We start from the raw sequence: 2,933 nt of genomic DNA, 5'->3' as shown, positions 1-2,933 counted from the left end.
CTGGTGACGTATACCGACGTCAACAATCAAAAACGTCTGGAGCTCGAGGCCGGACAACGCGAACACCAATTGCGGCTGGTCACCGACAGCGTGGGCGTACCGATCCTATACTTCGATCGGCAGTTGAAATTGCGTTTTGTGAATCGTCCGTTCGGCGACTGGATCGGCGTGCCGGTCGACGATCTGCTGGGTCACGCGCTGAAGGACATCCTCGCCCATGACGCTATGCACGAAATGCAGGGGCACATCGAAAGCGCGTTTTCCGGGGCAACAGTGTCGTACGAGCGGCGGGAGCAGTCCGCGGACGGCGAAGCGCGCTGGACGCGGGTCACGCTGTTTCCCGATCGCGAAGTCGGCGGACGAGTGGACGGCGCGTTCGTCGTGATGAACGACATCGAAGAGGATATGCGCATCCGCGATGCGCTCAAATCGCAGGAGGCGCAGATGCGCCTCTTCGCCGACAACATTCCCGGCCCGGTCGCGTACCTCGATCGCAGTCTCAACTACACGTTCGTCAACCAGGCGTTCGCGAACGCCGTGTGCAAGCCGCAGGATGCTATCTACGGCAAAACGCCATACCAGATCATGTCCGCCGATGTTGCCTCGTTCATCCGGCCGATCCTGAAACGCGCGCAGGCGGGCGAGCACGTCGAGTACGAGCGCGTGGGGACGACGGCGCAGGGTGCGCGGCGCTGGCTGCACGGGCGCGTGGCGCCCGATCTGGATGGCGCGGGCAATGTGCGTGGGCTGTATTGCACCGAGTACGACATCCATGATCTCAAGCTGACCGAGCAAGCGCTGGCAGTGCGCGAAGAGCAACTGCGCCTTTTCACCGACAACATTCCCGAGCCGGTCGTGTATGTGGACGCCGATCGCCGTTATGCATTCATCAACGAGTCCTTCCTGCGTCTGACGGGCCTCGAACGCGACGCCGTCATCGGCAAGACCGCGGCGGAAGTGCTCGGCAGCGACGCGTCGTCCGCCCTGGCGCCGTTCATGAACCGCGCGTTCACCGGAGAGGCAGTCACCTTTGAGCGTCCGGTCGTCGATGCGTCGGGCCGCGGGCGCTGGCTGCGCGAACGGATCGTTCCAGACTTGAAGTTCGACGGAACGATCAAGGGTTTGTATGTGGTCGGGCACGATATTACCGACCTGAAACAGGCGCAGGATGCTCTCGCCGCACGCGAGAGCCAGTTGCGCGCGATCATGGATGGCGTGCCTGCACCCGTTGCCTACATCGACCGCGACGAGCGCTGCCAATACGTCAACCGGACCTTTCTGCAGTATTTCGGCCTGAAGGCAGAGGAGGGCGGCGCAATGCGCCTGCGCGACGTCGTAGGGCAGGGCATCTATCAAAGCGCCCAAGCCATGTTGACGCGAGCGATGGAGGGGGAGTCGACCGCGTTCGACCGGCTCGTTCCCGGCGCCAACGGGGCGCGCCGCTGGATGACGATTCGCGTCGTGCCAGACGGTACGCCGTCGGGCGAGATTCACGGCGCGTTCGTGCTGATGAACGACATCCACGGCTTGAAGCAGGCGCAGGAGGCGTTGCGCGCGTCGGAGGCCGAATTGCGCCTCATCATGGACAACGTACCGGCGCGCGTGTCGTACATCGATCGCGACTACTGCTATCGCTTCCTGAATCGCCACAACGAGGAATGGCTGGCTCGGGATCGCAAGGAACTGACCGGGCGGCATGTGGCAGACGTCATCGGTGATGCGCGCGCGACCCAGCTCGCGCCGTTGCTCGACCGCGTGATGCGAGGGGAGGTCGTTTCGACGGAGAAGCTGCTCACGCAGCCCGACGGCGAGCAACGATGGGAAGCCGTTCACTTTGCCCCCAACCGCGATGGCGACGGCAACGTTCTCGGGATTTACGCGGTGCATACCGACATTCACGACGAGAAGCGCAACGCGGATGAATTGAAGCGCGTGAATTGGATGCTGTCCTCCCACATCAACAATACGCCGCTTGCCGTGCTGGAATGGGACCGCGAGTTCCGGCTGGTGCGCTGGACACCGAAGGCGGAAGACATCTTTGGCTGGCATTCCGATCAAGTTCTCGGCATTCCGCTCGCCAGCAGTCCGCTCGTGCACGATGACGAGCGCGAGGGATTCCGCGAGCTGGTCGCGCGCCTGATGAGCGGCGAGGAACCGCGTGCGCAGGGTCTGACGCGCAACCGCCGCAACGACGGGAGCACGATCTGGTGCGAGTGGTACCACTCGGCGCTGCTTGACGAGGCCGGTTGCATCGATTCGATCCTGTCATTTGTGCAGGACGTCTCGTCGCGAATTCAGGCCGAGGAGCGGCTCCAGTATCTCGCCACCCGCGACGCGCTTACCGGGCTGCCGAATCGTTTGCTGCTGCACGAACGGTTGACTCAGGCGATCGCTAAAGCGAAGCGCGCCGGCCGGCGTGTCGGCGTGCTGTTCATCGACCTCGATCGCTTCAAGAACGTCAACGACACGCTGGGGCATCGGATCGGCGACGAACTCTTAAAGCGTGTGACGATAGCGCTGGGAGGCGCGCTACGTGAAACCGATCTGCTGGCCCGGTTGGGTGGCGACGAATTCATGGTGATCGTCGATGAGTTCGAAGACCCATCAGTGCTGGGCCGTATCGCGCAAAAGCTTCTCGACGCGATCGCGCAGTCGTTCGAAATCGAAGAACACGACATCTACGTCACGTCGTCGATCGGCATCGCCGTGTATCCGGACGACTCGGACGATCCGGAAGATCTGTTGAAGCACGCCGACGTTGCGATGTACCGTTCAAAAGAGCTCGGCCGCAACACGTATCAGTTTCTCGACGCGAATCTCGCTGAACATCGGTTGCACCAACACACGCTCGAAACGGCGCTGCGCGCGGCGTACAAGGATGGTGCGCTGCGCCTGCACTATCAACCCGTGGTCCGTATCGAGGACGGGAAAAT

At 62.5% G+C, this 2,933-nt stretch carries 1 protein-coding gene; it reads left to right on the top strand.

The features are described 5' to 3' along the window. Positions 1 to 2,933: PAS domain-containing protein (locus H0V78_06355; GenBank protein ID MBA2351402.1), on the top strand; the 2,933-nt coding region annotated here is incomplete at both ends.

The organism is Burkholderiales bacterium (assembly GCA_013695435.1).
Taxonomy (GTDB): Bacteria; Pseudomonadota; Gammaproteobacteria; order Burkholderiales; family JACMKV01; genus JACMKV01.
The sequence above is the reverse complement of the archived record's forward strand: the minus strand, read 5'-3'. Positions and strand labels throughout refer to the sequence as shown.